We start from the raw sequence: 23,301 nt of genomic DNA, 5'->3' as shown, positions 1-23,301 counted from the left end.
GAGTGCTAATCGGGCAAAACGACAACGGGCCCGCATGCGAAAGTCGCATGCGGGCCCGTTGAAAAGGCTTAGATCACCCGAAGATGAGGCCCTTGCCCTGCGAGACTGCGCGGGAGAAGCGGTCCTGCACGTCGGCCCAGTTGACGACGTTCCAGAACGCCGTCACGTAGTCGGCCTTGACGTTCTTGTACTGCAGGTAGAAGGCGTGCTCCCACATGTCGACCTGCAGCAGCGGGATGATGCCGATCGGCACATTGGCCTGCTGGTCGTACAGCTGGAAGGTCAGCAGCTTCTGGCCGAGGGTGTCGTAACCCAGGACGGCCCAGCCGGAGCCCTGCAGGCCGTTCGCGGCAGCGGTGAACTGCGCGCGGAACTTGTCGAACGAACCGAACTGGTCGTCGAGCGCGGCGGCCAGGTCACCGACCGGCTTGTCGCCACCGTTGGGCGAGAGGTTCTTCCACCAGATGGAGTGGTTGGTGTGGCCACCCAGGTGGAACGCCAGGTTCTTCTCGTTCAGGAAGATGGCGGCGTGGTCGCCGGCCTCACGGGCGGCTTCCAGCTTCTCCAGTGCCGCGTTGGCGCCGGCGACGTAGGCGGCGTGGTGCTTGGTGAAGTGGATCTCGTTGATCTGTCCGGAGATGTGCGGCTCCAGTGCGCTGAAGTCCCAATCGAGTTCGGGCAGTGTGTAGACGGCCACGATGTCCCTTTCCGTGTGTCGGGCTGTGTGCGCCCAGTTCGGACGACAACACCAACCATCATTCGTACACCCGCCCGGTGCAACCCGCGCACCTTGCCCCCGCATTCCCCAACCTGGGTAGGTAATCCTGATGTGTCTCTACCCGGAGGGGCCCGCCCCGATCTGGACTGACCGGAGGGTGCGACGAAGGAGTGCCCGGAGGGAGGGAAGATCGGGGGCCCGAAGGGCCCCGACTCGAGCGCGTCAGCGCTCCAATAAACACAGCAAGGTTCACCGCCCCGGGCACGGTGAACCCCGACGTCTTTCTACAGCGGCGGCGCGATATCGGCCTTGGTTGTCCTGGCATCACCCGCGGCATGCGCATCCCACCAGCGCCGCCCGCCTTCGATGAACTCCTTCATCGGGATCTCGCTCCCCGCGGTGTCGGTGACAGCCATCTTGTCGAACCACACCCGCACATCGAGCTCACGCGGATCGATCCCCTCTTCCTGCGAGAACTCGATGACATGGGCGGCGATGCGCTGATCGAGCACGGTGTCGAAGCTGAGCAGCTCACTCCACAGCGTCCACCCGCTGTCGTCGAGGTCGATGAACTCCCACCCGTGCAGCCCGCCGCCGCCGAAGCTCGCGATGGCCTCGTCGAGCTGGTCGAGGGTCAGCGGAAGCACGCGGGCGTCGACATCGTCCCAGCGCTGGATGCGCAGGGAGGCCGCCACCCGGGTGACTCCGGTGAAGGTGAGCAGGACTTTCGTGTCGATCGGCGTTGGTCCATCCGTTGGTAGCGTCAGCACCTCCAGAGCGAGTTGCAGCCGGCCCGCCGCGGCATCCACTTCTACCCCTAGACACGTGGATTCAGACAAAGCGGTATTCAAGCCGTTGATGTCGAAACTGTCGAGTAGCCCCCTGCTCACGTTCATGCGCCCAGGCTACCGATCTGGCCGCCCAGATCCCAGGATTTAAGATTTTCTCTAGTGTTCTCGTTTTTATGGAACCGAATCGGTCCCGCTTGCGTCCAAGTAGATGTCGGGACAGAACGCACTCCACGAATCCCGACGTCAGCGGCGAACGACCGCTCCGGGATGACATGGAGGGGAGTCCCGGATCGGTCGTTCTCGGCTGGTTCCACCCGGGGAGTCGGCGTCGCCGGCAGCCGGTCCCGTTGAATGTGTGCTGACCGATAGCTGGACCCCGTGCGACACCTCGTCCTCGCACAGGCTCGCCCGGCGATCCGCGCGGCATGGCAGGATCGAGGCGTGACGAGCTCCGATGTCCCCACGGTGCCGGTGGGTGCGGTACCCGCCGCGTTCGACCACGCGGCCCCGGTGCCGGGCGCGCAGCTGCTCGACGTGCGCGAACCCGACGAATGGAACCTAGGGCACGCGCCGGGCGCGATCCACATCCCGATGGTCGACGTGCCTGCCCGCCTCGACGAGCTCGATATCGACGCCGAGCTCTACATCGTGTGCAGACAGGGCGGCCGGTCCATCGAGGTCGTCCGGTATCTCGCCCACATCGGGTACGAAGCGGTCAATGTCGCGGGGGGCATGGTGGCCTGGCAGCAGACCGGCCGCCCGGTGGTCGCCGACGGCGACCACGAAGCCAAGATCTACTAGTCCGGAAGCGGGGTGCGCGGGTGAGTTCGGTGGTGCAACCATGTGCACGCTGTGGTGCGCGGTGGGCCGTGCAGGGCGCGCCGATGCACTGGTGCCCGCGCTGCCGAGGGGTGCTGCTCTCGCCCGGCAAGGTCGACGCACCGGCCACCCAGCGCAACTACCGCTGGGTCGCGCGCAGGCCCGACCACCGCACCCGTAAAGCGGGCGCGACCACCTCGGCCCCGCTCGGGCCGACTCCCCGCTACACCCAGACCCCGCGCTGGGGCCTGCTCGATCCGCCGCCGTCCGCGGCCCGCACGCCCGAGCGCCCCCTGCGTGGCATCGCCGCCCACCGCGACCGGCTGCTGATCGGCACCACGATCGCGTTCCTGCTCGCCGGGCTGGCCGAGTACGGCCGCTACCTGATCCTGTTGCAGAACCGCGTCCGGCTCATCCCCGGCTGGCTGCTGTCGATCTCCGACGCGACGGTGCTGGTGTTCGGCATCATCGCGCCGATCTACGCGCTGGTGACCGCGGTGGCGCTGGTCGCCTGGCTGATCGAAGCGCGCACGATCGTGTTCACGGCCTACGGCAGGCGCGACCCGCGCACACGGTGGTCGCTGATCGCGGGATGCCTTGTGCCGGGCGTCAATCTGATCTGGCCCGGCGTGTTCATCACCGAATTACTCGGTGCCGACCCCGATCCGCGTTCGCACCGGGCCGTGCGGATCTGGTGGGCCGCTTGGGTATTGAGCGGGCTGCTGTTGGTCGCGGCGACGCTGTGGCGTGACGCGTCGACCTTGCAGGCCGAGGCCGACGGCGTCTCGTTCACCGGGTTCACCAACCTGTGCGCGGCCGGGTTCGCCGTGCTCACGCTGTGGATGGTGCGCACGCTGGAAGGTCGTGACCTGCGCGGGGAGATCAGGTCGGCGCATCGCTGGGTGATGGCGGCCGATCCCGCCGAGGTCGTCATCGCGCCGGTCGAGCCGGGAGCTGTCGCTGTGCGCGATGCGGTCGGGCACGATGAGGTCGAACGCGCGAATTCTGACCGGACAGGCGAGAATACGCAGGAGGAGGTCGTGGCCAAGTGAGCCAGAGCAATCGCCCACCCTTCGTGGTGGCGCATCGTGGCGCGTCGGCGGCACGACCCGAGCACACCCTCGCCGCGTACGAGCTAGCGCTGCAGGAGGGTGCCGACGGTGTCGAATGCGACGTCCGGCTCACCCGTGACGGCCACCTGGTCTGCGTGCACGACCGCACCGTCGACCGCACCGCCGACGCCACCGGCCTGGTCAGTGAACTGACGCTGGACGAGTTACGCGACATGAACTTCGGCTCCGACGAAGAGCCGCAGGGCGTGCTCGCGCTGAGCGACCTGATCGGACTCGTCCTCGACTGGCGCACCCGCCCGACGAAACTGTTCATCGAGACCAAGCACCCGGTGCGCTACGGCGCCCTGGTGGAGAACAAGGTGCTCGCCGAACTCCAGCGTTTCGGCATCGCCACGCCCGCCTCGGCCGATCATTCTCGCGCGGTGGTGATGTCGTTCGCGGCGACCGCGGTCTGGCGGATCCGCCGTGCCGCACCGCTGTTGCCCACTGTGCTGCTCGGCGAATCGTCGCGGTTTCTCGGCGGGGGCGCGGCCACCACGGTCGGCGCGACCGCTGTCGGCCCTTCGGTGAAAACCCTGCGCGAGCATCCCGAACTCGTCGACAAGGCCGCCGCGGCGGGACGGGCCACCTACTGCTGGACCGTTGACGATCCCGAGGACGTGACGTTGTGCGCCGACCTCGGCGTCAGCTGGGTCGCGACCAACCACCCCGGCCGCACGAAAGCGCTACTGGCCGGAGTCTGACACCGACGCGGCCTCCGGCGAGCCTGGACAGGGGGCGCGGTAAGCGAACTCGCTGCTCGGCCATAAACTCCACGCGTGGGTAAAAGCAAGCGGAACAGTCCGAAGCCCGACAGTAATCGGGCTCAGCGTCTCGCGCAGCGGCGTGCGGCGCAGGAGCAGGCATCCGCGGCCGTGACACGGCCGTTCGAGGGTCTTGCCGCCGAATGTGATCTGGTGGCGCTGCGGGAGTTCGTGCCGTCGGCGACCGCGACCTTGAAGCTCGCGCCCGGTGTGGCCGCGCAGCGTGAGGTCACCCTGGCGACGGTGCTACCCGGCGCGGTGGCCGCGCTGGTGCGGGCAGGCGACGAGCCGGTCGGCTTCGTCGGCACGCAGATGCAGTTCCGCGGCGACGACCCGTCGGCCGATATCGCGGCGGCGATCCTGTGGACCCAGTCAGCCGAGCCCGGTGAATCGCTGAACTCCGCCGACGCCATCGACGGCGGTCCGCGCCTTGCCGATGTCATCGATCCCGGTGCCGACCTCGAGCTCACCGTGCACCAGGACTTCGACTGGTGGGTGCCCGAGGGTGTCACCCCGGATCCGCAGGTGGCGGCGACGATCGAGCAGGCCAAGCAGGCCATCATGCCCTCGGCACGCCTTGACCTCGGCCCGGATTCGATCGGCGCGGCCTGGTGGGTCGACGCGGGCGAGAAGGCACACGTGCGCTGGGTGCGTCCCGAGGACGAGGACGCGCTGATGCTGGCCCTGGCTCGCGTGCACGCCACCGGTGGCCTGCACCTCGGTGAGGGTTCGCGCTTCGCGGGTTCGTTCCGCACGCACGGTCTGCTGGTGCCGGTGTTCGACCTCGATCCCGAGCGGCACCCGGCCGAATGGGAAGCTCCCGCACGGGAATTCGGTGCTCGCCTGGCCGAAGCGCTGGCGTCGGATGCGCCGATGACCACCGAGGAACGTCGTTCGCGTGATGGTCTGCGTTCGCGTCAGGTCACTCTGCGCTGAACTTAATGAAACATGCTTCTTTCACAGATGCGGTCGGCTAGGTTCACGACTCAGCCGACCAATCGGTGATGACGAAAGAAGAGGCATCGTGGAATTTCTCGGATCAATCGCCGGTCTCGCCCAGATTCTGATCGGCACTGTGCTGGCCAACACCGGCTCGGGTGGCTCCGGCTCCGGATGGTAGACGCGCAGGAAGGATTCGGCTCGCTGCCCGCGAGCCGAATCCTTCCGCGTTCGAGCTAGACGCTGCCGCCCGCGACCGACGGTGCGCCGGACGCCTCCTTCGTGGTGCTCAGCTCACGCCACATGAACGCCTCCAGGTCGAACAGGTTCGACCCGGCGCGATCGGCGATCGTGAGCAGCGTGGTCATGTGCGCCACTTCTTCGACCTGTTCCTTCAGGAACCACTGCATGAACTGCTCGCCGAGGTAATCGCCCTCTTCGCGGGCGGTGCTCGCCAGCTGCACGATCTGGTCGGTGACCGTCTTCTCCTGGGCCATCGCCAGCTCGATCGGCTCACGGGCGGACTCGAACTTCGACTTCGCCGCATCGATGCCCGAGATTTCTACGGAGAGGTCACGGTCGACGAAATACTGCACGATCATCATCGCGTGATTTCGTTCTTCCACCGACTGTGCGTAGAAACGCTTGGCCAGCTGCGGCAGGTCGTTGTTGTCGAACCACACCGCGATCGCGATGTACTGGTGCTCGGCATTGAACTCATGCCGGATCTGATCTTGGAGCAGAGTATGGAACTTGCTACGCGGGGCTTCCGGATGAATCGACATGTCGGCAACATTAATGCTGGTCATAGGGGGTTGTCATCCAAGTGCAGCCTTATTGAGGACAGTATTCCCTAACCAAGCATTTCCTAAGTCGCACCGGCCATTCGGGGTGCGGTGGTATCTACGCGCACCGTGCCACGCAGTTCGCGGCGAATGAATTCCTCGACGTCGAACAGGTTGTCCTGGCGGTCGAGCACGGTAAGCAGTGTGGTCATTCCGGCGACATCGTCGACCTGTTCACCCAGGAACCACTGCATGAATTGTTCGCCGAGGAAATCATTCGTGTCGCGCGCGGCCGCGGCGAGCGCGCTGATCTGCGCGGTGGTGGCCTGTTCACGGTCGAGCAGAAAGGCGATCGCGGCGCGCGGGGAATCGAATTCCGAGCGCACTTCGTCGAGCCCGCCGATCATGATCGGCACATCGCGGTCGAGTAGGTACTGCACCATGCGCATCGCGTGCCCGTGGTTCGCCGTCGAGCGCGCGTAGGTTTGCCCGGCCAGCTCGGGTAAATCCTTGGCGTCGAAATAGACGGCGGCGGCCAGATACTGATGAGCCGCGGTGAGACCGGCTCTTACCTGGTCACGCAGGAGTTCGGTGAACGACAGGTTCTCGGACATACCTCGACGTTACCGCGTGAGCAGCTCCTCCGGAATCTGCTGATCGGTGGCGAGCGCCTCGAAGAACCCGGAGGCCTTCGACTTGTCCCAGAGCAACACGTTGCCCACGTCGGTGTCGTCGAATCCGCCGATCGGGACGCTGGTGGTAACGGTGTCGCCGCGCATCGCCCAGCCGAGCGCGGCCAGGTTCCAGATGTGGTCGCCGTCATCGACCTTCAGCGAAGCCGCGACCCCGGTTGCCATGGGCCACAAGGCGAACGGATTCACGAGGGTGCCCACGCTCGTGGCCTTCTTCAGTAGCGCCGCCATGAACTTCCGCTGGTTGTTCATCCGGTCGACATCGCCCATCGGGGTGGCTCTGGTGCGAACGAAACCGAGTGCTTGCGGGCCGGTCAGCTCCTGACAGCCCGCGGGCAAGTCGAGCCCGGCCAGCGGGTCGACGATCGGATCGTCCAGGCACATCTCGAGCCCGCCCAGCGCGTCGACAACGCCGGCGAAACCACCGAAGCCGATCTGGGCGTAGTGGTCGATCCGCACGCCCGTCGCTACCTCCACAGTCTGGACCAGCAGTGACGCGCCACCGATCGCGAACGACGCGTTCAGCTTGTCCTTGCCGTGGCCGGGGATGCTCACGTAGGAATCGCGCGGGAGGCTGACCATCGTGGTCGGGCCGGAGGACGGGATGTGCACCATCATGATCGTGTCGGTGCGTTCGGATCCGGTGTCGCCGCCGGTCGCCAGTTCCTGTTCCTGCTCGGTCGAGAGGTCGCTACGGCCGTCGGAGCCGACCAGCAGCCAATTGGTGCCGGGGGTATCGCCCACGCGGTCGCTGTAGGAGGACAGCGCGGTGATGCGGGTGAGCGAGTTGTCCAGGTGCACGACCGCGGCGATGAGGCCGGCGATCAACAGCACCACGATCACCGTGAACCACCGGAACGGATGACGTCTGCGCCTGCGCCGCGGCGGCCGCGGCTGCCTGCCCCCGTTGACCGGCGGGGGAGTGCGCCGGGGTGGCACACCGTCGTGATGGGGGACCGGTCGCTGGGTCGGCGCGTGTCTGACCTGCTCACGTGGTCTTTGCGGCGGTGACTGACGCGGCTTCTCGCGCTCGTACGGCATCTGCGAATAGGCCAGCGGCTGGTCGCCGGAATTGCGGTGCAGCACCTGGGTGGGTTCCACGTGCGACGCGCCGCGCCGAGGTGCCGGGTTGTAGCGAACCGTCGGCCCATCCTCGGGATGCGGACGCCGATCGTTGCCGGGCGGACGGCCGTATCGCGGATCGGGTGGCACCGCGCGACCCTGGGGTGGCACAGGACGACCTTGTTGGGGCACCGAGGGACCGCCGGGGCGGCCGGACGTCGGCGGCACCCGGCGTCTACGGGGGTCCTCGCGGGGATCGTCGCCGTTCATCACCGTCAAACTCTACTGATCGTGGGGAGCGCGAGTCGGTTCTGCGCGCTCGGTCACTACTGGGATACCCCGCGTGCGGGCCATTGTTAGCGCGAAACGCGGTGATGTGGTGAAACTCGCCGCGACACGCCGTTCAGGTCATGGCCGCAATGGCGTGTCGGGGCAATTGCTGGTGCGCCCAGCTTCACTCACGGCAGCCAGCCGACGCGCCCGCGCAGCACGTTGTAGCCGAGATAGGCGACAGCGTCGATCGTCGCGTGGGCCAGGATCAGCGGCCACAGGCGGTTGGTTCGCTGCCAGTAGCGGCCGAAGATCAGGCCCATCACGATATTGCCCAAGCCGCCGCCGATCCCCTGGTACAGGTGATAGCTGCCGCGCAACAGCGCCGACGCGGCCAGCGAGGAGTTCTCCGACCAGCCGAGCCTGCGCAGCCGGGTGATCAGATAGCCGACCACCAGCACTTCCTCGGCGACGGAATTCGCACACGCCGACAGGATCAGCACCGGCAGCCGCCACCAGTGTTCCGACAGCGAACTCGGCACGATGGTGACGCTCACTCCCATCGCGTGCGCGACCAGATACAGCGCGAGTCCCGGCAACCCGATCACCGCGGCCAGCGCAAGACCCGCCACGATATCGCCACGCCGGATCCGTGCCAGCCCGATCAGCCGCGGCCCGATCCCGCTGCGCCACAACAGGTACAGCCCCAACGCCGCCCACGCCATCAGCCTGGTCACCCCGACGAGCTGGAACAGCAGATCGAGGAACGAATTGTTCGACCGCGACGCGTTCAACGCCACCGTCCGCCCACCGACCCCACCCGGCGCCAACGCCGAATCGAGCAGGGACAACCCGGCACTGATCCCACTCAACCCGAAGGTCACGAGCAGCACGACCGCGATCTCGACGCGCAGCCCGAACCTGTCGCGCTCGCTCAGCTCGGTCTGGGGAGGATCGACACGCATGCCGCGCAGTGTAAACAGCGAACACGCCGCAGTCTGTTCCCGCCGGGCCCGGCGACCCGAAGTGAGACGCACCCCCCACGTGATCCAAAGTCACCCGAGCCCGCAGGGCAGACGGCGTCCACAACCTGGGCCGGGTAGCCCCGAACTGTCACCACCTACGTAGACAGCCTGGGCCGGGCGATCCTGATGTGTCTCTACCCAAAGGGGCCTCAGGGGCCCCGCTCGAGCGCGCCAGCGCTCCAAAAACACAGCCGATCAGATACGCCGCATACCGTTCAAGAACGGGCAGCCCGCCAGCACGCGAACCGCGCGGCTCAACGATTCGACGCTATCGGCAGGGGTGGGAAAGGGAAGGCGCACATCATGATCGCCATCGTTGCTCTCGACCCGCAGCGTGAGCCCGTAGCGGTCGATGGCGAGCGGATGCACGAGCCCCCCGCGCAGCCGGGTCGGCAGATGACGAGCCAGCTGGGCGACGATGTCGGCGTGATCCTCCGACATGTGTTGCAGCCAGGCGCTTTCCAGCTCGCAGAACGGATCGGCCGTCGCGGCGCGCAGGTCCGCGTGGTCGACGGATTCCGCGCCTGCGGTGTCGGCCAGTACCGCCGAATTCACCACGATCCGCAGCAGCGTGACGCCGTGCCCGACATCGAGCAGCCCCGGATGCGGGAACTCCTTGGCGATTTCGACGGCGAGCGCGCGCTGCGCCTGCTCGGGTACCTGGCGCACCCATCCGCGCAACCACACCAGCGCCCGGACCGGCTCACGCAGCGGTAGCGGCGCGTGATCGGTGAGTTCGAGTACCGCGGAGGTCTCGTTGGCGGTGGCGGCCAGCGCCGCCGCGAGTGAGGACGCGGGCACCGCGATCACCGCGTCGCCGCAGCGGCGCAGGTGGTGCAGCGTAGTGGGAACCGGGTCGATACCGGGGAGCGCGAGCACCGCTGTCTCGGCGTGAGCGCACGCGCTTCGCACCCGCTCGGCGGTGGTCGGCGCGAGGATCGTGGTGGGGCTCGACATGACAACCTCCGCGAACGTTTGATTAGGTAAACCTAAGCTAAGTTACAAACGCCCGACGCGCAAGAGGACACCACGATGAATCGAGCCGATACGGTGGACGGATGACGCACGACGACCACGGCGACGACCATTCCGCCCCCGCCGAACCCGTCCTGCTGAACCTGTCGGCCCCCGCCCGCCGCAGCCTCGTGGCCGACCTGGTCCGCCCCGACGGCAGTTCCCCCACCCCCGTCGACGTCGACATCCCCGACCCCGAGCTCACCGCCTTCCTGGCCGGCATCGCCCACGCCGACCACGGCTTCACCGCCCGCACCACCAGCGGCCCCCGCGCCCTGGCCGTGGTCGCAGGCACCGTAGCGGCCCTCTGCGGCGAAGACATCCCCACCGCCCTCACCACCCCCGACCTCCCCTTCCTGAAGGCACTGAAGCCCGCGGCGATCGAGGCCACCCGCACCGTCCTCTTGGCCATCGAAACCCCCAACGAACAGGCAATCACCGAAGCATTGCGCGTACTGGGCCACTAATCCCAAGCCCCGATTGGGTAGCCCTGATGTGTCCCCACCTGCGTGCACAGCCTGGGCCGGGTAACCCTGATGTGTCCCCACCTGCGTACACAGCCCGGGCCGGTAACCCTGATGTGTCTTCACCCGGAGGGGCCCGCCCCGATCTGGACTGACCGGAGGGTGCGACGAAGGAGTGCCCGGAGGGAGGGAAGATCGGGGGCCCGAAGGGCCCCGACTCGAGCGCGTCAGCGCTCCAATAAACACAGCAAGGTATACCGCCCCGGGCCCGGTTTTGCCTGAGTGGCAAGGTCCACCGCCCTCCGACCACCACTCGTTTCCCGCCGCACCATATGCCTGACCTTCGAGTCCGAAACCCAGCCGACACCAGCCGCTAAAGTTGCTGTGTGCCGCGTATTGCGTATTTCGGGCCGTCCGGGACCTTCACCGAGATGGCGCTGGCTAAGTTCGAGAACTCGGGGGCCTTCGACGGGCCGGTCGAGCGGGTCGCCGCGCCGAGCCAAGGGGCGGCGCTCGACCTGATCCGGGCCGGGCAGGTCGACGGTGCGGTGGTGCCGATCGAGAGTTCGGTGGAGGGCTCGATCCCGGCGACCCTGGATTCCCTCGCCATCGGACCGCGTTTGCAGATCATGGCCGAGACCGAGCTCGAGGTGACCTTCACGGTCCTGGCGCGACCCGGAACCTCGCTGGCCGATGTGCGCACCCTGGCCGCCTATCCGGTGGCGGCGGCGCAGGTCAGGGAATGGGTGGCGCGCACTATGCCCGATGCGCGCCCGTTCACCTCGGCATCCAACGCGGCCGCCGCTGAAGACGTGGCGGCCGGAACAGCCGACGCCGCGATCTCGACCGCACTGGCGGGCGAACGACTCGGCCTGGTGACCTTGGCGGGCGGCGTGGCCGACCACGACCAGGCCATCACCCGCTTCGTTCTGGTCACCCGGCCGGGTGTGGCACCCGGCGCCACCGGCGCCGACCGGACCTCCGTCGTCCTGGAACTGCCCAACGAGCCTGGTTCGCTGATGCGCGCGTTCGCCGAATTCGCCACGCGTGGAGTTGATCTCACGCGCATCGAATCGCGACCAACCCGCACCGGCATGGGCACCTACCGGTTCTATCTCGACTGCGTCGGACACATCGATGACCCGGCGGTGGCCGAAACTTTGAAAGCCTTGCACCGCACCGCCCATATCCGATTCCTCGGATCATGGCCCGCGGCAGCGGCCATCGGCTCACCGCCGCCGTCGGACGAACCGGCCGCGGAATGGTTGACGCAATTGCGAAAGGGGGTCGCGGACCTATGACTACCCGCGCGAAACTGATTCTGGTGCGCCACGGCGAGACCGAGGGCAATGTCGCGAAGATCCTCGACACCGCGGTGCCGGGCCTGCCGCTGACCGAACGTGGTGTGGCGCAGGCGAAAGCGTTCGGCGCGGGCTTGACGCGAGCGCCCCAGGTACTGGTGTCGTCGGATGCGCTGCGCGCGCGACAGACCGCGAGCCACATCGAAGAAGCCACCGGCACACCGGCACACGTCCTCGACGGCCTGTACGAAGTGCAGGTAGGCGAGCTGCACGGCCGCTCCGACCGGGAAGCGCACGAACTCTTCCAGCAGATATATCGTGGCTGGCACCTCGGCGAGCTCGACGTCAGAGCCCCCGGCGGCGAATCCGGCCACGAAGTGCTGGCCCGCATCCTGCCCGTCCTCGACGGCCTGCGCGAGGAATTCCTCACCGACGACGCCGACGGTGACGTAGTGGTGGTGAATCACGGCGCCGCCATGCGCCTGATCGGCAAGGCACTGGCCGGGGTGGCGCCGCCGTTCACGACGAACAACCACCTCGACAACACCGAGACCATCGAACTGCTCCCCACCGAAGACGGCGGCTGGGAATGCCTACGGTGGGGCAAATTCACCCCACCGTTCACCGTCCAGGCAGACCCATCCGCCGACGACCCCATGGGTTAAACCAGGTTATTAGCTGTCGCGGTGGGGAATTCGGTGCGCACCGGGAGCGACTCGATGAGGTCGGCTACCGCGGTGCGCAGGCGGGCGTTGGTGCCGCTGGCGATGGACGACCACTTCACCCCGTCGTCGGCGACGCTGGCGGTGATGATGAATCTGCCTGCGCGCGTGTTGAAGACGGCGATGTGGTTGTCCTGGATATCGCGGGTGCCGTCGCCGTAGGCCACGCCGACGATCTCGGCGTAGGAATGGATCTCCACCAGTGCCGAGGACAGTGCCTGCGCGTCGGTGGCCGGATTGCCCACCTTGTTCAGGCGCTGCGCGGTGGCGGCCGCGTCGCCGGTGTCGCCGAAGATCGGCGCCAATTGTTCGGTGGGAGCGTTCATTCCGTACAGCTCGAGCGCTTCGACCGGCCCGAGCGCCTGCAGCACCGCGCCGGGTAGATCGAGACCGGCGTCGTCGATGACGTAGGACTCCGGCCCGCGCAAGGCGACGACCGCACGGTCGTCGCCCTGCGCCAGACAGAATCGGTTGACCTGGCCCGCCACCACCCACCGCAGCGCGATGATCCACTGCGGCCGGTAGAGCACCCGCAGCCGTTCGGCGAGCTCGGGTGCCACCACCTGGCCGAACAGCAGCTCGCGTTCGGCCAGGGCGGCCTGCGCCACGTTCATGGCGGCGTCGTGCGCGGTGACGTTGTCATAGCGGCCCATGGCGTCGAGCACCACGGGCATCTCGTCGAACTCCAGTTTCTCCAGGAGGAACTGCATGTCGTCGAGCGAGAGCACGACGGCGCCGAGCAGCGAACCTCCGCTGCCCGTGCCGAGAACCGTCACTTGGCCGATCCGGTGAGGTCGGCGCCGATCACGCCTTCGGCCGCGTAGCGACCATCGGTGAACTCGTCGGAGCGCACGTAGTCGACGCCATCGTGCTCGTCGTCTTCCTCGCCCTTCTGCCGGCTGCCCATCAGCGGGTTGCCGCCGGTGCTGTTGTTGCGCACAGGTGCGCTCTCGACCCGGTTGATGACCGATTCCGAGACCGGCGCGCTCGCGGTCGCGGCAGCCGGCGCACCCCAGCCATCGGGCATCTTCAGCGAGCCCGCGCTGACGCCGCCGAGACCGGCCGACGTGGTCGCCATGCCACCCATAGCGGCGCCTGCGGCACCGACACCTGCCATGGCGGGCGCGACGGCAGCGGTACCAGCGGGCGCGGTGACCGCGGAGATCGCGGAAGCGCCGATGTTGCCGACCGTGCTGACGCCGCTGGTGAGCACGCCACCGGCGGTGTTGGCCGCCTGGGTGGCCGCGCTGACCACACCGGGGTTGGACACGAAGGCCTGCGCCGCGGCGACCGCGGTCTGCAGCGGATCGCCACCACCGAAATCACCCTGCGACGCGGAGCCCGCACCGCTGGCGATGGCGGGCGGCATGGTGAATTCGCTGGGGACGGCGACGGTGGCCGACGTGGCGGCTTCGTAGGTCTCCATCACCAGTGCGGCGCGGATGTCCATGGCGTGGCGCGCGACCTCGGCGACCTCGAAGGCGCCGGAGACGACACCGGGCGGGTTGGCCGAAGCCGCGACCGCGGCGTTGGTGCCGACGATCTCGGGCAGGCTCGGCATCGCGATCGAGGCGACGGTGTAGGCGGTGGCGTTGGCCGCGCACTTGGCACTGGCCGCCGCGGACGCGATGCCCTGCTGGCTGGCCCAGCCCGCGAACGGGGCCAGACGCGCGAGCACGGCGATACCGTTGACGCCCTGGAGGCCGACACCGACCTCCGCGATCACGCGGGTGACGGTGAAGGCGGCGTCGCCCCACGCGGCCGCCAGCGTGCCCCACGAGGTGGCGGCGGCGCTGATCGGGATCGCGTGTGCGCCCGCGTTGAGGGTGGTGGAGTTCATTTCGGCCATACGAGGCAGCCAGAACACCCCGGTGATCCCTGCGGTCATGCTTGTTTCTCCCCTGAGTAAATGATCGTCGACGAGTTCGGTGCGACTACACCTGGACGGCGTTGATCGTCGCCGCGCGAGCTACGTCTTCCCCGATATGAGTGGTCAGCTGCGAGCGCAGGGTCGCGGCCGCGTGATGCAGCTCGAGGATTGCCTGGGCGACCGAACCGTCGTGCTTGGCGGCTGCGGTGTTGAAGTGCGACGCCGCGAGCAGCGACACCTCTTCGGCGCCGGACGGCAGCACATGCGTCGTCGGCCCGGCGAGCCCGGCCGCGATGGCGAGGCGCTCGGCGAGCAGATCCAACTCCGCGGACGCGGCGAGGACGATTTCAGGTGCAACGAGAACGTGTCCAACCATGACCCGACTCCTTCTGGTGGCGGCTATCGGGAACCACGAGAATTCCCCCTACGAGTACTAGGACGCGAGAGCGGGTCATTCGGTTCCCCCGATTCCCCACCCAGTTTCGCTAACCCCATCCCAGCTCATGCAACCGGTCGTCGTCAATCCCGAAATGGTGTGCTATTTCGTGGATCACGGTGATCGCGACTTCCTCGACCACCTCGTCGTCGGTGTTGCAGATGTCGAGAATAGCTTCTCGATAGATCGTGATGGTATCCGGCAACGATCCGGCGTAGTAGCTGTCGCGCTCGGTGAGGGCGATCCCGTGGTACAGCCCCAGCAACGAGGGTTCCTCGTCATTTCGGGGCTCCACCAGCACAACAACGTTGTCTATGGCACTGGACAGCTCCGCCGGGATCTGGTCGAGGGCATCGCCGACCAACTCCTCGAAACGCCACTGCGGCATCCGCTCGGACAACATCACCGCGGCTGGGGCTGGGGCGGCAGCGGCGCGGCGCCCGGCAGCGGAGCCGGCGTGGAGCGTCCGGAGTTCGGCGGGGGCACCGGTGCCTGCCCATCGATCAGGATCTCGCCGCGGGCCGAGCCGACGATCGGCGCGAAACCCTCACGGTCGGCACCTTTTCCGAGCCAGCAGTCCAGTTTGTGGCTGCCCGCGAGCCAGCTGGCCGGCTCCAGGTAGTCGAAGAACAGGGTCAGCGTCTTGTTGCGGATGGCGTCGGGGCTGCCGAGGTAGTCGCCGGAGAGCCGGTTGCATTCGGCTTCGACGAACTTGTCCTGTTCGGCCTCCGACGGGGGTCCGCCGGTGAAGGCGGTGGCCAGGTCGACGGTGCCGACGATCTCCACCGAGTGCGGTTGGGCACAGTCGACCGGGTCGGTCGGCAGATTCTGATTGATGCCGAGGCAGGTACCGGTGGCATGAATCTTGGACTGATCGCTGTCGGCCAGGCTGCCGATGCTGGCCGGGCTCGTTGCGGTGGCGGCGACCTGGACACCACAGCGCAGCGTCCGGTCGCCGTGCTGCCAACCCGCGGGGCTCGGCGACATCACATTCACCATGAACTTGCCGCGCGGATCGAATCGCCCGCCCAGATACTTCTGGACGGCGGTCACGCAGTGTTCGTCGCGCAGTTCGGTCATGCGCAGCGAATCGGGGTGACGGGTGCCCTCGGCGAACTCACGCCCGGGATAGGCACTGAGGTCGATGACACCCGCCACCTCGAAGAGGTGCTTGTCGGCGCAGCCCACCTTCACCAGGTCGCTACGGTCGGGCTTGGACCAGGTCAGACAGTCGCCCTGCGCCGCGCTGCTGAACTCTTTGTCGCGCACCACCGGGGCGGCACCGGGCTGGTGCGCTTCCACCTTGTCGGTGTCGAAGCCTGTCACGGCCATGGTGACCATGGCCGCGACGACCGCCCCGAGGGCGCCTATCAGCAGCCCCCAACGCAGTTTCGTCGCGGACAGGTGCAGGGCGCCGCCGCGATTGGGCGCGGCGGGTCCCTCGGCTGGGTTGCTCTGCTTCTTCGACATCGACGACGAGTGTATTTGTCGTGGCGGACTGCCGGGTCAGCCCCGCAGAGCTGACACGAAGATGCCCGGAATGCGGCGCAGTTTGCCGTCGCCGTAGAAATCGGTCAGTTTGCGGCCGGTGGCGGTGCCGGTCTTGTTCGAGACGAACCACGGCGGCTTCGGGGTGAGGGCGAATTCGCCGCGCAGAATCGAGCGCGGAGCGGGGCGGAAGGGCCCGCGGACCACCGTGCGTTCGACGTCGTCGAGGAGGAAGGCGTTGTGCACGACGCCGATGCCGCTCTGGATGTCGTCGATGGTGTGGCCGGGGTAGGCGCCCCAGCTGGCACGCGGTGTCAGGAACGCGAGACCGGTCCACGCGTTGAGGGCGACGGTGCCGTACCGCAGGTTCTCGATCGCGGTGTCGAGCTTCGCGCCGAGCTCGGCGATGGTCGCGGGAGCGGCGACGATGTTGGCGCCCAGGGTGCCCATCAGCTCGTCATTGGCGAAGTCGACCGCGTTGCTGAGGAATTCGGCCCCGGTGCCGGGCAGTTCGACCACGCCGAGAACGGGCGAGAAGTACTCGGTGCGCAGCAGGGGAGTGTCGCCGGCGGGCAGGTTCTCGACCAGGAGGCGGCCGTTGGCGCGGGCGGCGTCGGGGTAGGACTCGAGTGCGCCCGCCACGCGGTTGTCGCTGCCCGGGTAGTAGGCGGTGCGCGCGGGAGCGTTGTCGATCGCGGCGCGCAGTTCGGTGAGGAACTGCTCCTTGAGCGGCCAGTCCGCGGCGAGCACCACGGTCTGCGCGGCGACACAGTTGTAGCCACCGTTGTGCAGGCGCTGGGTGGCCACGTGCTCGGCCTGGAACTTCAGATCGGCGGCCGCCCAGTCACCGGGAACCACGATGCACGGCGCGACTCCGCCGAGTTCGCTGGTGATCGGCTTGTCCAGGATGGGCTCGCCGGTCTTGTCGGCACCAGGGCCCCACACGATCGCGTCGTGGGTCGGCGCGCCGCCGGTCATGTGCACGTGCGCCACCAGCGGATGGTTCACCAGGTAGCCGCCCTCGGGGGCACCGCCGGTGAGGATGCGCACCACGCCGAGCTCGATGAACGGCGCGAAGATCGCCTGGAACACCGGCAGCAGCGGATCGGTGATCGGGTTGAGCTTGAGCGCGACGACCCGGTTGTTGGCGTAGAGCTCGTAGAGGGTGTCCAGCGGCGCGATCGACATGATGTTGCCCGCGCCGAGTACCGCGCCGACACCATTGGTCTTCGCGGGGTCGCGCTGGGCCAGGCCCGCCTTGCGACGCGCGGTCGCGGCGTCGACACCGGGCTTCAGCCACACATCGGCGCTGAACCCGCTCAGCAGCAGCTTGTCGTAGATGCCGTGCGGCAGCGCGGGCACCGCTACCCGGCCGCCGGGCGCGGTGGTGAGTTCGACGCCGTCGAGCGGGCTCGCGCCCTTTTCGAGCGCGGCCATCGACTCGCTCAGCGCCTGCGCGCCCGCGAGCATCGTCATCGGGCCCGACATCCACTCCTCGCCGAGCAGCGGGCTGTCGGCATCGAGCTTCTTGATGGTGCGGGCGGCGGCGACCCAGGCCTCGGCATCGCGGGCGGTGAGCGCGTGCAGTTCGTCGAGCAGTTCGCGGCGGCGACGCAGGTCTGTCGCGGCCCAGGTCTTTTCCCCTTGGGTGAGATCGTCGAGCGCGGTATCGATGACGGCGGTGTCGAAAGAGGTACTCACACCGTAACTATGCCCCTGTGATGCCCGATTGGCATAGGCCGAGAGATGAAGACTTGCGTAAACAACTAGGCTGTTTTCTCATGATCGACCTCCGATTCCTGCGCGAGAACCCGGAAGCTGTCCGTGCCTCGCAGCGGACCCGCGGTGAGGACCCCGCACTCGTCGACGCCCTACTCGAAGCCGACGCCGCGCGCCGGGCCGCCGTGGCCACCGCCGACAACCTGCGCGCCGAGCACAAGGCCATGGGCAAGGTGATCGGCAAGGCGAGTAAAGAGGAGCGCCCCGCGCTGCTGGCCGCCGCCACCGACATGTCCGCCAAGGTCAAAGAGGCCGAACTCGCCCAGCACGCCGCCGACGCCGATCTCGACGCCGCCCAGCGCGCGATCTCCAACGTGGTCCAGGAAGGCGCGCCCGCGGGTGGCGAGGACGATTACGTCGTGCTCGAAACCGTCGGCACCCCACGGGTTTTCGACTTCGAGCCCAAGGATCACCTCGAGCTCGGCGAGGCGCTGCACCTGATCGACATGGAGCGCGGCGCGAAGGTGTCGGGCTCGCGGTTCTACTTCATGACCGGTTACGGCGCGCTGCTGCAGCTGGGCCTGTTGCAGCTGGCTGCGCAGAAGGCCGTCGCCAACGGCTTCACCATGATGATTCCGCCGGTGCTTGTTCGCCCGGAAATCATGGCGGGTACCGGTTTCCTCGGCCAGCATTCGGCCGAGGTCTATCACCTCGAAGAAGATGATCTCTACCTCGTCGGTACCTCGGAGGTGCCGCTGGCCGGCTACCACTCGGAGGAGATCCTCGATCTGAGCGGCGGCCCGAAGCGCTACGCGGGCTGGTCGTCGTGCTTCCGCCGCGAGGCCGGGAGCTACGGCAAGGACACCCGCGGCATCATCCGCGTGCACCAGTTCGACAAGGTGGAGATGTTCGTCTACACCACCCCTGACCAGGCCGAAGCCGAGCATCAGCGGCTGCTGGCGTGGGAACGCGAGATGCTGGACGCGATCGATGTGCCCTACCGGGTGATCGATGTAGCCGGTGGCGATCTGGGTAGCTCGGCGGCGCGCAAGTTCGACTGCGAGGCCTGGGTGCCCACCCAGCAGACCTACCGCGAGCTCACCTCCACCTCGAACTGCACCACCTTCCAGGCCCGCAGGCTCTCGGTCCGCTACCGCGACGAGAATGGAAAAGCGCAGGTCGCGGCCACATTGAACGGCACGCTGGCCACCACGCGCTGGATCGTGGCGATCCTGGAGAACCATCAGCAGGCCGATGGTTCGGTGCGCGTGCCCGCGGCGCTGGTCCCGTTCGTCGGCACGGATGTACTGACGCCGTAGGATGCTCATTGTTTGCTGAGATCCATTTGTCGGATGTGGCAAACACCCTGACCCATCAACATCTAGGCTGGTGCTCGTGCGAGGAATCGGGGCGCGCGGCGATACCCGAACCCGGGTACGGGCGGCATCGGCGTTGGCGACGGCAAAGGTCATGGCCAGGACAACGGGGGCGTTCTACGTTCTCGGTGGTGTCCTCGGCCTGACGATCACTGCCGTCGCGCCGGGCGAGGACGGTAATCGCGCTGTGGTCGGCACCGCGGCGGCCATCTCGGTTCTGCTCGGGCTCACGATGCTCGCGTGGGGCCCGCGGATGCCGCACCGCCTGCACCACGCCTACCTCGCCACCGCGGCCGTGCTCGTCGCGATCGCGGTCTACGACTTCCCCGATGTGGTCGGCGCCATCACCCTGGCCTCGTTCTTCGTGTTCGTCGCCTGTGACGCGGCGCTGTTCTTCGCCTGGCCCCAGGCCGCCGCGCACATCGGTTTCGCGATGGTGCTGTGTTTGCTGGTGTTGCCGACGCGCGGGTTGCCGTGGTGGTCCGGGTTGATCCCGGCGGGTGTCACCTTCGGCGCAGGCGTAGTGGTCGGCATCCTGACCAGGATGGCGTCGGAAGCCGATATCGATGTGCTCACCGGCCTGCTCAACCGTCGCGGTTTCGAGAAGCAGCTCAATCCGGCGATCGATGCGGCCGGTCGTGGCGGTCAGGGCATGGCCCTGGTGCTGGTCGACCTCGACCGATTCCAGAAGATCAACGACCACCTCGGCCACCGCGCGGGCGACGCCGTCCTCCAGCGGGTCGCCGATACCTGGCTCGACCTGCTCGCTCCCGGCCAGGCGCTGGCCCGTTTCGGCGGCGATGTGTTCGCGCTGCTGTTGCCGGGGACCACCGAGCAGGCCGCGATCCTGCTCACCGAGCAACTGCGCGCCGCGGTGACCATGGGCTGTTCGGCCGGTGTCACCTCCTGGCAGCCGGGCGAGTCCGGTTCGCTACTGGTCAGCCGTGCCGATGTGGGCCTGTACCGGGCCAAGCAGGCGGGTCGCAACCGCACGGTGCTCGAATCGTCGCGTCAGCTCCCGCTGGCGGTGGAGCTGCGCGAGGCCATCGACCGCGGCGCGCTCGACGTGCACTACCAGCCGATCGTCAGCCTGACCGAGGACGGCGGCCAGGCGGTCGGCGTCGAGGCGCTGCTGCGCTGGTCGTCGAGCGCGCAACCCGAGGTCACCACCGAGGGCCTGATCCGCGTCGCCGAGGAATACGACCTCATCTCCGACCTGGACGAGCTGGTCCTGCGCCGCGCCTGCGCCGACGCCGCGCGCCTCCAGGAGAGCTTCGCCTCGCTGAACCTCACCCTCAACGTGAACGTCTCCGGCCTCGAACTGGCCGAAACCGAATACGCCGAGCGGGTCGCGACCATCCTGTCCGATACCGGCTGGCCCGCCGACCAGCTCGTCCTCGAGGTGACCGAAAGCGAACTGGCCGCGGAATCCCAGACCGCGATCACCAACCTGCACACCCTGCGCGACCGTGGCGTGCGCATCGCCATCGACGATTTCGGCACCGGCTACTCCTCGCTGAGCCGCCTGGCCACCATCCCCAGCGACATCCTCAAGGTCGACCAGTCCTTCGTCGCCGCCATCCGCTCCGATTCCCCCGCCCCGCCGCTGCTGAGCGTCATCGCCGCACTCAGCAAATCGCTCGACCTGCAGGTCATCGCCGAGGGCGTGGAAACCGAATACCAGGCCGCCGTCCTCACCGAACTCGGCTTCGCCCTGGCTCAGGGCTACCACTACAGCGACTCCCATCCGGTGTCCGAACTCATCAACGACCTCAACGACGGCCGCCCCCTGGTTGGCGCCACCGACGAAGACGATTCCCTCGCCGCCAACGGCTGGATCCCGCTCGGATAGCCGGATGCTCGCCGTACAGTAAACCTGTACAGTTTGTACTTATGAGGCAGATCAGCTACACCGAAGCACGTGCGACTCTGGCCAGCGTGCTCGACGCTGCCACCGATGACCTCGAGGAGGTCGTCGTCACCCGAGCGGGCCACGAGGCGGCGGTGGTGGTGTCGCTGCGTGAGTACGAAGCGTTGAAGGAGACCGCGCATCTGCTCGGCACGCCCGCGAATGCCCGACACCTTCAGCGTGGCTTGGAAGAGTTCGCGGCCGGTGGTTTCGCTCCGCGGGAGCAACTCGAAATCCCTGACGACGACGGGACCGGCGAGACGGCCGGTGTGGCGTGAAACTGGACTTCTCCAGCGAGGCATGGTCCGACTACGCCTGGACGGTCACCAACGACCGTGCGGCCGCTCGAAAGATCAACCGCCTGTTCGATGACATCGCGGTCAACGGGCAAGCGGGCGGAATCGGCAAACCCGAGCCCTTGCTGCACAACCTCGCCGGCTGGTGGTCACGCCGGATTACGCAGGAACACCGGTTGGTCTACCGCGTCGACGAGGGGGTCATCCGCGTACTGTCGTGCCGTTTCCACTACGAGTGATCGCGTGCGGATAATCGCTTGACGATGGCTCGTGCGCGGCGAAATATTGGCTGCATGCGGATGCTCTACTACGGCTGTTGACCTTCCCCGCTCCGGCACGCGGTGGCCTGGTTGAGGCGTGAACCGACCGGTGTCCGCGACCTCACGGTGCGCGCGGTCCTGTTCAAGGGCACGCGCGACCTGTTACCGATCTATGCGCTCTACGGCGTTCTCTTCGCCGACCACGGGCTGAGTACCGCACAGATCTCGCTGCTGCTGGCGATCTGGTCGGTGACCGCGTTCCTGCTCGAGGTGCCATCGGGTGCTTGGGCCGACACAGTGTCCCGCCGCCGCCTGCTTTTCCTGAGCTCGCTGTTGCAGACCGCGTGTTTCGTCCTGTGGATGCTGGCACCGTCATTCGCCGGCTTCGCGCTCGGCTTCCTCGTCTGGGGTATCGCGGGCGCCCTGGAATCGGGGACCTTCGAAGCGTTGATCTACGACGATCTGGTCGCGCGTGGTGAACCGTCCGCCTATGCGCGAATCATGGGCTGGGCGCGCGGTGCGCAGGAGAGCACCGTCCTCGTGGCGATCCTCGCCGCCGCACCGCTGTTCGCCGTCGGTGGCTATGCGCTGGTCGGTTGGGTCAGCGTCGGTGTCGGTCTCCTGCACGCGCTCACCGCGCTGGCTCTGCCCAGCGCGCCGGTCGCTATCTCCGCCACCGCCGTCGACGATCTGGACGATGAGCCCACCCCCGGACCGTTGGGTCCGCACGTCAAGTCAGGAGCGGTGTCGGGCGTCGACCCGGGAACCAGCGGTTCCACACCGTCCCGATACCTGTCGATGCTCAAAACCGGTATCTCGGAGGCATTCCACGTCCGCCGGGTCCGCCGCGGTGTGCTGCTCGGCGCTCTCCTCTACGGCGTCACCGCCTTCGACGAGTACTTCGGGCTGCTCGCAGTGTCCGGTGGAGCGTCTACCAGCACCTCGGCCCTGCTGGTCGGCGTCACCGTCGCGGGATCGCTGATCGGTTCGCTGCTGGCGGGCCGCACCGAATCCCTCTCGTCCCGAACCCTGGCAGCCGCCCTGTTCCTGGCCGGAATCCTTTTCATCGCAGGTGCACTCGCCGTCGGTGCGACTGGGGGACCGGCCATGATATGGATCGGATTCATCAGCATCGGCGTCGCCTACGGAATCGACTTCAACGCTGAAGTCGTCGCGGGCGCGCGCCTCCAAGACGCCATCGAAGGACCAGCCCGAGCCACCGTGACCTCGGTCTCCGGCTTGCTCTCCGAGATCGTCGCCCTAGCTGTCTTCGCGTTCGTAGCGGCTGCGACCCACTACCTTTCGATGTCCACCACCATCGCCCTGCTCGGCACGGTCCTACTCGCGGCCGCTCTACTGACCCCCACCTGGATGCCGCCGCGGCGACCCGAGTAGCGGGGTCCGGTGTTAGATTCGGGACGCACGGCCGGTGAGCGGTAACCCTGCCGTGGTGAGCGCGATCGGGGGAG

The 23,301-nt window shown here is 67.5% G+C and carries 25 protein-coding genes; 12 read left to right on the top strand and 13 right to left on the bottom strand.

All coding sequences use genetic code 11. From position 1 onward, the window contains the following. Positions 1-73: 73 nt before the first annotated feature. Positions 74-697, bottom strand: coding sequence for a superoxide dismutase (locus tag ACFWO8_RS09785; RefSeq protein ID WP_378947005.1), 624 nt, complete (start codon positions 695-697; stop codon positions 74-76). Positions 698-1,002: 305 nt separating this feature from the next. Then, positions 1,003-1,614, bottom strand: coding sequence for a hypothetical protein (locus ACFWO8_RS09780; RefSeq protein WP_378947002.1), 612 nt, complete (start codon positions 1,612-1,614; stop codon positions 1,003-1,005). A 336-nt stretch (positions 1,615-1,950) separates the two neighbouring features. Here ACFWO8_RS09780 and ACFWO8_RS09775 point away from each other — a divergent pair, with 336 nt between their 5' ends. The 4 genes from ACFWO8_RS09775 (at position 1,951) to ACFWO8_RS09760 (ending at position 5,140) form a co-directional block, all read left to right on the top strand. Then, positions 1,951-2,310, top strand: coding sequence for a rhodanese-like domain-containing protein (locus ACFWO8_RS09775; RefSeq protein WP_378946999.1), 360 nt, complete (start codon positions 1,951-1,953; stop codon positions 2,308-2,310). A gap of 20 nt (positions 2,311-2,330) precedes the next feature. Continuing rightward, positions 2,331-3,380: a DUF4328 domain-containing protein gene (locus ACFWO8_RS09770; RefSeq protein WP_378946996.1), complete on the top strand. Its 1,050-nt coding sequence runs from the start codon at positions 2,331-2,333 to the stop codon at positions 3,378-3,380. After that, positions 3,377-4,144: a glycerophosphodiester phosphodiesterase gene (locus ACFWO8_RS09765; RefSeq protein WP_378946992.1), complete on the top strand. Its 768-nt coding sequence runs from the start codon at positions 3,377-3,379 to the stop codon at positions 4,142-4,144. Before ACFWO8_RS09770 ends, ACFWO8_RS09765 begins: the two co-directional genes overlap by 4 nt. A 75-nt stretch (positions 4,145-4,219) precedes the next feature. Next, positions 4,220-5,140 (top strand): DUF5926 family protein, encoded by a 921-nt coding sequence (locus ACFWO8_RS09760; protein ID WP_378946989.1) that lies wholly within the window; start codon positions 4,220-4,222, stop codon positions 5,138-5,140. A 239-nt stretch (positions 5,141-5,379) separates the two neighbouring features. Here ACFWO8_RS09760 and ACFWO8_RS09755 read toward each other — a convergent pair whose 3' ends face one another. The 5 genes from ACFWO8_RS09755 to ACFWO8_RS09735 form a co-directional block, all read right to left on the bottom strand. Then, on the bottom strand, positions 5,380-5,928 hold the full coding sequence (locus tag ACFWO8_RS09755) for a ferritin (protein ID WP_378946986.1): 549 nt from the start codon (positions 5,926-5,928) through the stop codon (positions 5,380-5,382). A gap of 83 nt (positions 5,929-6,011) precedes the next feature. Next, complete coding sequence (locus tag ACFWO8_RS09750) at positions 6,012-6,542, bottom strand: ferritin (RefSeq protein ID WP_378946982.1); 531 nt, start codon at positions 6,540-6,542, stop codon at positions 6,012-6,014. A 9-nt stretch (positions 6,543-6,551) separates the two neighbouring features. Beyond that, the gene (locus ACFWO8_RS09745; protein ID WP_378948175.1) at positions 6,552-7,952 is read right to left on the bottom strand and encodes an LCP family protein; all 1,401 of its coding nucleotides are present in this window, start codon (positions 7,950-7,952) and stop codon (positions 6,552-6,554) included. A gap of 188 nt (positions 7,953-8,140) precedes the next feature. After that, on the bottom strand, positions 8,141-8,917 hold the full coding sequence (locus ACFWO8_RS09740) for a type II CAAX prenyl endopeptidase Rce1 family protein (protein ID WP_378946979.1): 777 nt from the start codon (positions 8,915-8,917) through the stop codon (positions 8,141-8,143). A gap of 255 nt (positions 8,918-9,172) precedes the next feature. Beyond that, positions 9,173-9,934, bottom strand: a complete 762-nt coding sequence (locus tag ACFWO8_RS09735) for a DUF2470 domain-containing protein (protein ID WP_378946974.1) — start codon at positions 9,932-9,934, stop codon at positions 9,173-9,175. A gap of 101 nt (positions 9,935-10,035) precedes the next feature. Between ACFWO8_RS09735 and ACFWO8_RS09730 the strand changes: the two genes are divergently transcribed. The 3 genes from ACFWO8_RS09730 to ACFWO8_RS09720 all read left to right on the top strand — a co-directional run bounded on the left by ACFWO8_RS09730 (position 10,036) and on the right by ACFWO8_RS09720 (position 12,421). Further along, the gene (locus ACFWO8_RS09730; protein WP_378946971.1) at positions 10,036-10,458 is read left to right on the top strand and encodes a hypothetical protein; all 423 of its coding nucleotides are present in this window, start codon (positions 10,036-10,038) and stop codon (positions 10,456-10,458) included. A gap of 383 nt (positions 10,459-10,841) precedes the next feature. Continuing rightward, positions 10,842-11,756, top strand: coding sequence for a prephenate dehydratase (gene pheA / locus ACFWO8_RS09725; protein ID WP_378946968.1), 915 nt, complete (start codon positions 10,842-10,844; stop codon positions 11,754-11,756). Continuing rightward, a complete protein-coding gene (locus ACFWO8_RS09720) occupies positions 11,753-12,421 on the top strand; it encodes a histidine phosphatase family protein (RefSeq protein ID WP_378946965.1) in 669 nt (222 codons plus the stop codon). The genes pheA and ACFWO8_RS09720 overlap by 4 nt, the downstream gene beginning before the upstream one ends. On the opposite strand, the gene ACFWO8_RS09715 is transcribed toward ACFWO8_RS09720, so the two are convergent. The 6 genes from ACFWO8_RS09715 to ACFWO8_RS09690 form a co-directional block, all read right to left on the bottom strand. After that, positions 12,418-13,254 carry an ESX secretion-associated protein EspG gene (locus tag ACFWO8_RS09715; protein WP_378946962.1) on the bottom strand — a complete coding sequence of 279 codons (837 nt, stop codon included), beginning with the start codon at positions 13,252-13,254 and terminating at the stop codon, positions 12,418-12,420. The genes ACFWO8_RS09720 and ACFWO8_RS09715 overlap by 4 nt on opposite strands. After that, positions 13,251-14,366, bottom strand: a complete 1,116-nt coding sequence (locus ACFWO8_RS09710) for a PPE family protein (RefSeq protein ID WP_378946959.1) — start codon at positions 14,364-14,366, stop codon at positions 13,251-13,253. The genes ACFWO8_RS09715 and ACFWO8_RS09710 overlap by 4 nt, the downstream gene beginning before the upstream one ends. A gap of 46 nt (positions 14,367-14,412) precedes the next feature. After that, positions 14,413-14,724, bottom strand: a complete 312-nt coding sequence (locus ACFWO8_RS09705; RefSeq protein WP_378946956.1) for a PE family protein — start codon at positions 14,722-14,724, stop codon at positions 14,413-14,415. A 109-nt stretch (positions 14,725-14,833) separates the two neighbouring features. Continuing rightward, positions 14,834-15,187, bottom strand: coding sequence for a metallopeptidase family protein (locus ACFWO8_RS09700; protein ID WP_378948172.1), 354 nt, complete (start codon positions 15,185-15,187; stop codon positions 14,834-14,836). Beyond that, the gene (locus tag ACFWO8_RS09695; protein WP_378946953.1) at positions 15,187-16,254 is read right to left on the bottom strand and encodes a septum formation family protein; all 1,068 of its coding nucleotides are present in this window, start codon (positions 16,252-16,254) and stop codon (positions 15,187-15,189) included. The genes ACFWO8_RS09700 and ACFWO8_RS09695 overlap by 1 nt, the downstream gene beginning before the upstream one ends. 36 nt (positions 16,255-16,290) lie before the next feature. Continuing rightward, positions 16,291-17,973: an aldehyde dehydrogenase family protein gene (locus ACFWO8_RS09690; RefSeq protein WP_378946949.1), complete on the bottom strand. Its 1,683-nt coding sequence runs from the start codon at positions 17,971-17,973 to the stop codon at positions 16,291-16,293. Positions 17,974-18,053: 80 nt separating this feature from the next. Between ACFWO8_RS09690 and serS the strand changes: the two genes are divergently transcribed. The 5 genes from serS to ACFWO8_RS09665 all read left to right on the top strand — a co-directional run bounded on the left by serS (position 18,054) and on the right by ACFWO8_RS09665 (position 23,227). Further along, positions 18,054-19,310 carry a serine--tRNA ligase gene (serS, locus tag ACFWO8_RS09685; protein ID WP_378946946.1) on the top strand — a complete coding sequence of 419 codons (1,257 nt, stop codon included), beginning with the start codon at positions 18,054-18,056 and terminating at the stop codon, positions 19,308-19,310. A 76-nt stretch (positions 19,311-19,386) separates the two neighbouring features. Further along, the gene (locus ACFWO8_RS09680) at positions 19,387-21,219 is read left to right on the top strand and encodes a putative bifunctional diguanylate cyclase/phosphodiesterase (RefSeq protein WP_378946943.1); all 1,833 of its coding nucleotides are present in this window, start codon (positions 19,387-19,389) and stop codon (positions 21,217-21,219) included. Between the two features lie 41 nt (positions 21,220-21,260). After that, entirely contained in the window at positions 21,261-21,554 is a 294-nt protein-coding gene (locus tag ACFWO8_RS09675; RefSeq protein WP_378946940.1) for a type II toxin-antitoxin system Phd/YefM family antitoxin, read from the top strand. Further along, complete coding sequence (locus ACFWO8_RS09670) at positions 21,551-21,811, top strand: Txe/YoeB family addiction module toxin (protein ID WP_378946937.1); 261 nt, start codon at positions 21,551-21,553, stop codon at positions 21,809-21,811. Before ACFWO8_RS09675 ends, ACFWO8_RS09670 begins: the two co-directional genes overlap by 4 nt. Before the next feature lie 102 nt (positions 21,812-21,913). Next, complete coding sequence (locus tag ACFWO8_RS09665) at positions 21,914-23,227, top strand: MFS transporter (RefSeq protein WP_378946934.1); 1,314 nt, start codon at positions 21,914-21,916, stop codon at positions 23,225-23,227. The last annotated feature ends 74 nt before the right edge of the window (positions 23,228-23,301 follow it).

The organism is Nocardia sp. NPDC058480 (assembly GCF_042720495.1).
GTDB lineage: Bacteria > Actinomycetota > Actinomycetes > Mycobacteriales > Mycobacteriaceae > Nocardia.
This window is presented reverse-complemented; position numbering and strand designations above follow the sequence as displayed.

Bases quoted from the DNA above. Each gene is read 5' to 3' on its own strand.
- ACFWO8_RS09780 (WP_378947002.1), bottom strand. From the start codon at position 1,614: ATGAACGTGAGCAGGGGGCTACTCGACAGTTTCGACATCAACGGCTTG.
- ACFWO8_RS09755 (WP_378946986.1), bottom strand. From the start codon at position 5,928: ATGTCGATTCATCCGGAAGCCCCGCGTAGCAAGTTCCATACTCTGCTC.
- ACFWO8_RS09750 (WP_378946982.1), bottom strand. From the start codon at position 6,542: ATGTCCGAGAACCTGTCGTTCACCGAACTCCTGCGTGACCAGGTAAGA.
- ACFWO8_RS09745 (WP_378948175.1), bottom strand. From the start codon at position 7,952: ATGAACGGCGACGATCCCCGCGAGGACCCCCGTAGACGCCGGGTGCCG.
- ACFWO8_RS09740 (WP_378946979.1), bottom strand. From the start codon at position 8,917: ATGCGTGTCGATCCTCCCCAGACCGAGCTGAGCGAGCGCGACAGGTTC.
- ACFWO8_RS09735 (WP_378946974.1), bottom strand. From the start codon at position 9,934: ATGTCGAGCCCCACCACGATCCTCGCGCCGACCACCGCCGAGCGGGTG.
- ACFWO8_RS09730 (WP_378946971.1), top strand. From the start codon at position 10,036: ATGACGCACGACGACCACGGCGACGACCATTCCGCCCCCGCCGAACCC.
- ACFWO8_RS09720 (WP_378946965.1), top strand. From the start codon at position 11,753: ATGACTACCCGCGCGAAACTGATTCTGGTGCGCCACGGCGAGACCGAG.
- ACFWO8_RS09710 (WP_378946959.1), bottom strand. From the start codon at position 14,366: ATGACCGCAGGGATCACCGGGGTGTTCTGGCTGCCTCGTATGGCCGAA.
- ACFWO8_RS09705 (WP_378946956.1), bottom strand. From the start codon at position 14,724: ATGGTTGGACACGTTCTCGTTGCACCTGAAATCGTCCTCGCCGCGTCC.
- ACFWO8_RS09700 (WP_378948172.1), bottom strand. From the start codon at position 15,187: ATGTTGTCCGAGCGGATGCCGCAGTGGCGTTTCGAGGAGTTGGTCGGC.
- ACFWO8_RS09695 (WP_378946953.1), bottom strand. From the start codon at position 16,254: ATGTCGAAGAAGCAGAGCAACCCAGCCGAGGGACCCGCCGCGCCCAAT.
- serS (WP_378946946.1), top strand. From the start codon at position 18,054: ATGATCGACCTCCGATTCCTGCGCGAGAACCCGGAAGCTGTCCGTGCC.
- ACFWO8_RS09675 (WP_378946940.1), top strand. From the start codon at position 21,261: ATGAGGCAGATCAGCTACACCGAAGCACGTGCGACTCTGGCCAGCGTG.